The sequence below is a fragment of the Aeromonas sp. QDB25 genome (assembly GCF_027707725.1).
Lineage (GTDB): Bacteria > Pseudomonadota > Gammaproteobacteria > Enterobacterales > Aeromonadaceae > Aeromonas > Aeromonas caviae.
Window position 1 is genome coordinate 1 of the sequence record NZ_JAPCIZ010000124.1, and the last position, 6686, is coordinate 6686.

The 6686-nt window shown below is 56.6% G+C and carries 8 protein-coding genes; 1 reads left to right on the plus strand and 7 read right to left on the minus strand.

All coding sequences use genetic code 11. The features are described from left to right. The 7 genes from PG883_RS22130 to traD form a co-directional block, all read right to left on the minus strand. A partial coding sequence (locus PG883_RS22130) for a DUF4165 domain-containing protein (protein WP_270808213.1) occupies window positions 1-552 on the minus strand: 552 nt, incomplete at its 3' end. A gap of 280 nt (window positions 553-832) precedes the next feature. Next, entirely contained in the window at window positions 833-1330 is a 498-nt protein-coding gene (locus tag PG883_RS22135) for a metal-dependent hydrolase (protein WP_114522843.1), read from the minus strand. A gap of 21 nt (window positions 1331-1351) precedes the next feature. Beyond that, window positions 1352-2119, minus strand: coding sequence for a hypothetical protein (locus PG883_RS22140; RefSeq protein WP_147273904.1), 768 nt, complete (start codon window positions 2117-2119; stop codon window positions 1352-1354). 45 nt (window positions 2120-2164) lie between these two features. Beyond that, window positions 2165-2455 (minus strand): hypothetical protein, encoded by a 291-nt coding sequence (locus PG883_RS22145; RefSeq protein WP_171865535.1) that lies wholly within the window; start codon window positions 2453-2455, stop codon window positions 2165-2167. Window positions 2456-2518: 63 nt separating this feature from the next. Beyond that, window positions 2519-2851 carry a TraA family conjugative transfer protein gene (gene traA / locus PG883_RS22150; protein WP_171865536.1) on the minus strand — a complete coding sequence of 111 codons (333 nt, stop codon included), beginning with the start codon at window positions 2849-2851 and terminating at the stop codon, window positions 2519-2521. 114 nt (window positions 2852-2965) lie between these two features. Further along, window positions 2966-3634, minus strand: a complete 669-nt coding sequence (locus tag PG883_RS22155) for a DUF4400 domain-containing protein (RefSeq protein ID WP_114522839.1) — start codon at window positions 3632-3634, stop codon at window positions 2966-2968. A 1-nt stretch (window position 3635) separates the two neighbouring features. Next, complete coding sequence (gene traD, locus PG883_RS22160) at window positions 3636-5564, minus strand: conjugative transfer system coupling protein TraD (protein WP_161507976.1); 1929 nt, start codon at window positions 5562-5564, stop codon at window positions 3636-3638. 71 nt (window positions 5565-5635) lie between these two features. Between traD and PG883_RS22165 the strand changes: the two genes are divergently transcribed. Next, a partial coding sequence (locus PG883_RS22165) for a hypothetical protein (protein WP_270808216.1) occupies window positions 5636-6686 on the plus strand: 1051 nt, incomplete at its 3' end.

Consider the following 6686-nt stretch of genomic DNA (forward strand, 5'->3'; position numbering starts at 1 on the left):
ATCCACAATGCCATTGAGGTTGATGGAGTTGCCACCCGAATCCGGTCCAAATACCGCTACCGAACCACCTGTACCCCCGCCTATCGTGAAGGAATAGCCTTGTGTCGCGGTCGGGCCGACAGTATCAACGTTGAAGGTGTAGTTGGTGGTGGTCACGACCGCGTTATTGATGTCCAGCACGGTGGAGCGCAGCACGTAGTAACCATCAGCCGGACGGGTCAGGGTGAACTTAGAGCCGTAGAAGTCTTTGCCATCTGCCGCCGTGATGCGGTTGGCAACGGTGATGAGCGGTGAGGTCTGCGACTGAACGACCGTGTTCCCCTTCACCAGTTCGAGCTTCACTTTGCGGTCGAGCCCGGAGATCGCAGTGACCACGACATCGCTGTTGGCACTGTACCAGGTTGCGCTGGGCCCTTTGACCTGCAACGCCCCGTTGGTGTCCGTGTAGGACATCTCGTAGACCTGGGCATGGACAAACGCCGCTGGCCCTAGCAGGGCCATCAGTAATGCAATTTTGCTCAGCTGGAAGTTAGCGCGTGGACCCTTTCTCATTCTTATGAGCTCCTTTCACCAACCATCCCCGCCCCCTGCTGTTTGAAGGTGCAAGATGGCCTTTCTCCTCTCCGTTCCTGTCATTTCCATGGTGGTTACAACGACGAATCTAACGAAGAGGTACCTTCCCTTTAAATATAAACGCACAAGAAAGATCTTTAGGGCCTTTGTTGTGCGTTTCTACAATACCTGATCGCGTAAAAGTTCACCAGCATTTAACACGGTGTATAACAACAATTTTGGGGGGAATTTGCTGATTTTGTGCTGTAACCGGGGGTTGTTAACCCCAGGTGTAGCCAAAGAGATAGGCGGTTATCAGGCTAAAGATGCAGAACAAGACGATTTCGTGCAGGCCGCCCAGCGACCACGTTCCTGGCACGATGGTCTGTCGCTGCTTCATCGGCCACAGGAGCTGCACCCCATTTCCACCGACCAACATATCTCCTGCAAGATGGCTGGCATGGCCGATGGACAAGAGTTTCCATGTTTCCGCAGGCAGGAAATCAGCGAACCCATTAAGGAGCCAGAATACGCCCGTCAGCAGCGCCCAAAATGCTGCGCTATGGAGAAATCCACGGTGTCCCAAAAATTGATAGAGCAGCACCGAGAGTGGGTAGACTCGCCGCCCTAGCTTGCTGCGCGGATGATCAAGATCCGGCACGAGACCACCCAATCCGGCGATCGGCACCCCGACCCACATTGGGATGTCAATCGCCCCGGCATGGATGGCGATGGCGGCGCAACACGCCGCGAACGCTTGGTGTGTTAGACCCTTCATCGGGATCGCCTTGAAGGGCCCTTAGTGGGCCACCTCTCCGGCAATCATGCGCTCGATCTCCGCATTGGCTTGCTGCGGGGTTTGGCCGACGGGTTGCAAGGCACTGACCGGTTTACCGGCCGTCAGCTCAGTAGGAGCAGCTGCGGGACTTGCGACCGTGGTTCCCTGTGCAGCCGCGCGGGCCTCACGTTCATTAATGCGCTTCTCAAGAGCTTCAAATGCGCCGTCGAACTCGCCCTTCATCGCGTCCTTGTTCTTCTTGAGGATACGGTTGAACTCATCAAACGGGATCTTGGCCAAGACGAAGGCGTGGAACTGGCCATCGTAGGGCTTCACCTCGGTTTTCACGATGTCATAGCCGCTCACCGGCACACGGGCCACCAGCGCGTCGATCAGCAGCTCGGTGCGCTCAGCCACATCGCCCTCTTCGCCCACGTCGTGAGACATGGAGCGCTCCTGCCCGCTCATCTCCATCTTGAAGACCTTGGCTGCCTCGTAGGTCGCCAGCAATTTGGCCTTGCGCACGGTATGGCTGAGATCTTTGGTGTGGGCCGTACCCACGCCGTAGACGCCGGTCGCATCCATCTTTGGCGGTTCCAAGTACCAGCTCGGTACGACTTCATCCAACTGGTCTTGCAGCTGCTCGGTCAGCTTGGCTCGCGCCTCCTTGGCAGCATCCTGACGCATTGCTTCCACGGCAAGCTGATCCTTTGCCAGGTTTTCTGCGTCACTCGCGCATCCGGTTAGCAGGATAGCTGCAACAACTGAACAGATTAATGTCGCTTTCATATATGCCTCCGATTGGTTGTTATAGCCATCCTAAAGCGTTTTTGTTTAGCTGTAAAGATCGGGGTCAATAGGATTGTATTTATATTTTTTCCCATCAGCCCACAGGCCGTTGCGCCAAAGAGTGTGAACTACCCCGCCCTTCATTCCAGCGTTCTGTTTGGCCTTGTTGTAGAAAATCCAATACCCCACGGCCATCCCGATACCAATTGCGTTGAAGCCCAAAATTGACATACCCACCCACAGTACGATGGAGCCCATCAATTTTGGTGCCTCAACCCCCATTATCATGGTTGCCTCATTCTGACGGAACGGCACCCTGTATTGACCATCACTCATATACGCACCCCTTAAAAAAAAACCCGGCATTTAGATGCCGGGCTTTACATGTATCTTCTTGAATTAGAAGGACATGGTCAGGAAGTTTTCAATGATGTCGGAAGCGTTAGCCATCATCAAACAGAAAATGATGGAGCCAATTGCGTTCGTATAGTTCGGCTTGACGATACCGAACCACACGGCACTCAGGAAGCTCATCAAGGCGATGATCTTACCGGGTGCGCCCTTTGCCCAGCCCTGCAGCTCGGTCCAGACGTCATCTACCGCGGTTTGGTCGGTACCGGCATGTGCCAGAGAAAACAGCACAGCCATTGCCACCAGGAAGACAACAAAATACTTGAGACTCATACCTTTGTTTTGCTGGGGCAGAGCCGGTAACACGATAGATTTACTCATTATCACACTCTCCATGATAGAAACGCACATTTCACGCTATTAAGGTTATTATTGTGCGTTTTCGTCGTCAACTACTTTACGGATCATTTTTAAGCAATTTTTTTTGCCGAACTGTTAAACCATCTTGTGATAGCTGGCAATCATGCGGTTCAACATCACGCCACAGAGAAAAAGTCCGCCAGGGACAAGGTATTTGGCGAGTGTCGCCGCCCCCGCCGTTGGGATCAGCAGATACAGGACAAACAGGAAAAAGGTGATCCTCGTCGCGCTCCGGTAGAGCTTGAAGCGCTCAATCTTGGCCCCCGATGACTGCGCCAGTGACAGCCTCCAGTGTTGCACCCCGCTATAGATGCAGGCCGCAAAGAACGGCACGAAGTAGAGGATCCAGTACACTGCTACCCCAAAGCGCCAGCCTATCTGGAACACCAGCAACGGGACGTTATCGACAATGCGATCCGAGACGATCAGGAACTGAGCCCAGAACTCCTCGAATTTGTCGTCGGGGGTCCGGGTGTTTTTCAGGCTGACGTTGATGAACTGGTAGACGCCGAGATCGGTCATCACCACGTTGTAGAATTGCTTGGCGACCCCTTGAGCCGCCGAGTAGCCGTTGATGGTCATGACTTGCTTGTTGGCCAGCACTTCCGCTTCCACGGATCGCTGATAGGTGGGCAGGTCCTGCAGAAAAGGCAGCAGGCACAACACGCCAAAGGTCAGCAGGCGAAGGAAGTCCTTAAGCGTGTCCTTGGGGCCGTTGTCGTTACGCTCGTCGTCGATTATCACGTTACGCTCCCTCCCTGACCACGACCGGGATCTTCAACAGCATCTTGCGCCCGTCAGCAAATCGGGCGACACACTGCAGTTTGGGTAAGTCACCGAGCAGGTTTGGTGGGAAACCATCCCGCTCCACCGTGCTCAGGCTCTCCGAGTAGCCGCCTGCAAACTTGTCCATGTTGTCGACGGTTTCGGTGCGCTGGGAGTGAGAGATAGAGCGCTGCTCCACATCCACCTTGGAGAAGTTTGCTGCCATCTTGGTTTGAGTGGTCGGGTCCGAGATGCGCGTGGTGATCCAGTTGTTGCACAGACCAATCACCCGGTCAGACACCGCCTCAGAGGCTTTGGCCACCAGATCGGGAATGGTCTGGGTCACGATGGTCATTTCCAGCTTGGCCGCCCGGCCCTGAGCCAGCAGTGACAGCAGCTGCTCGCACAGCGCTGCGTGGGCCTCATCGAAAAACAGAGACACCCTTCGCATGTCCTTGAGCGATGTGCTGTTATCCCCTTCGCTGTTGTAGCGCGAACCGGCGATACCCGCCGCATCGGCCACCAGCAGCTGCACCAGCTTTTGCGCGGTCTGGTGGTCTGAGAGCGAGTCAATCGCGATGTGCAAGACACCGCCGGTATCGAAGAGCGACTTGAGGTCGATGATCTTGCGGTTATTGTCCGCGTCGTACTCCGGGGACAGGAGCTCATCGAGCGGTGCGGCCGTCAGGTTGGACAAGAGCGGCAACAGGCTCGTTACCATTTTTTGAAAGTGGTCGAATGGGTGCCTAAACGCCGCACAGGCTTCGTCACAGGCGATTTCCGGGTGGTGGCGCATCATCAGTTCTTCGTAATAACGCACCATGCCGGTCAGCTTGTCGCCCTCCCCCAAACTCATTACCTCTTCCCCAATCTCATCCCACCAGCCCGCACCAAAGTGCAGGGTCAGGTAGCGGGTCAGTACCTTTTCGAACAGCACCGTCCGTTGGGTGATGAGGTAGTTCTTGAGGCGAACCAGCGTTGGACGCTCGCCTATATAGCGACAAAAGATGGTGGTGCGATAGAGCGCGTACCAGCTGAAGTCGCGAAACGGGTCAGGCTTGGACGGGTCAGACTGGATACCGGCTATCCGTGAGGCGATTTCAGTGTCTCGGGTGTAGTTTCGCAGCGGGTCAATGGCCACAGAGGACGAGGCATAGGACGGATGGAATGAGTAGAAGGGGATCCCGAGCGCATCACACTCCGCCTTCATGGCATCGCGCCAGTCCTGGTCGTTCTTCGGGTCCACCGCGAGCACGACGTTGCCATGGTGGATGGCCCCGCAGGACAACAGCCTTAATAAGGTGGTCTTGCCGGTACCGACGTTGCCGGTGATCAACGTGTGCCCATACCAGTTATCGGCCCGCACCCGCTGCAGGGCATTTTCCCCGAGGTTATAGATCCAGGCCGACCCACCCATGCTGCGTGTCGCCTCCATATGTTGCTGGACATACCAGCGCACCGGGAAGGGCATCACTATCTGCGATCGCTTGGTATCCATGTTCATCAGCTGGTAGGCCATGTTGGTATGCTCAGGCCCCCACTCAAAGCCATAGCCAAGCAAGGTCTCCTCGTGATCGTGCTTCTTGATGAGGCTGTTACCCCGCTTCTTGCCGACCAGGTTGTGAATACGCAACTCGGATGGGGTGATGAAAATCATCCCGGTGACGAACATGCGAGCTTGCGCCTTCAGGATGGGCCATGCCTCCCTGAAATTGTTGAGGGCAGCAACCAGACAGAAGACGATCACCCCGAGGTAGACCCAGCGGGCCTCTTGCGCGAGCTCAAACCATGACTGGGACAGGATCCCTATCATCACCACCACAGCGGTGAGCCAACCAAGCGCGGCATTCCACTCAAAACAGGTACGATAAATAAGTGTCCGCGAATGGGCCTTTCCTATCGTGCTCATGCCCTTCTCCATATATACTTACGTTTAACCTTAGCGCATAGTATTGCATGTATTCCGAAATTGGGAGGAGTATGGCACCAAGTAGGGCTCCGTATAAGCAACCTTGGGATCTGCTGGGGCTGGAAAAGCACCAGCTTCCGCTGCTGCTGCCGACCGCCTATCGGGACTACCGCTGTGTCGTCACCGCGTTCGACCAACTGGCAAGCCATGTCGGCCAGCAGGTGGTGGTGACCGGGTTCTGTGTCCATCAGGGCTGGGCAAGCGGTCCAAAGCCGCGCTACGTCCTGAGAGTGACTGATGCCGCTGGGCAAACCCTCTCCCTCTCCCTCTTCTGCACCGCCGCCGACACCGAGTTGTTGCCGCAGAACGAGGAAGCCGCCTTTTGCGGGCTGGTTGTCACCGACTACACGGGCCGCTGCCACCTCAACAAGGTCGAGGCCGTGCCCTTGGCGCTGATGGGCCGGGTGGTGCCGGTCTATCCCCCGGTGCGTGGCAAGCTGGACCGGTTCGCCGTGTTTAGCCTGATGTGCAGTGCGCTCGATGAGTGCCTGCCCGAGGCGGTCTCCTCATTGCGAGCCGCGACCACCGGCATCCCGGTCGGTGATCTGCGCCGTGCCATTGGATGTAGGTCATGGACATTTAGCCAGATGCTGGCCGCAGTCCATTGGCCGGTCTCCCTGGCACAAGGGGAAGCCTGCCTCACCATGCTTGAGCGGCTGGCCGCCTACGTCGAGGCGTACCGCTTAAAGCACGCCGACAGGGGCCCGACGCCTGTGTGTCGCCCCCTGCCCTCCGCCGGGTTTGCCGGGCTCCCAGAGCGCTGCCCCTTCCCTTTAACCGGGGAGCAGATCGCCATCTCTGAAGCTATCCTCGGGGCCTGCAATCAACCCTCGCCCTCACACAATCTTTTGCTCGGAGAGGTCGGTTACGGGAAAAGCTACTGCATAGCCCTGGTGGTGGGGGCTGCCGCTCGGGCCGGTGCTCGGGTCGCGGTCATGCTTCCCTCGCGTATCCTGGTCAATCAGATGCACTCCCTGTTCATCTCCCTCTTCCCTGAGCTCTCACCGCAACTGCTCACTGATGAGTCCACCAGCGCTGACAACGTGGACTCGCTGATCTGGT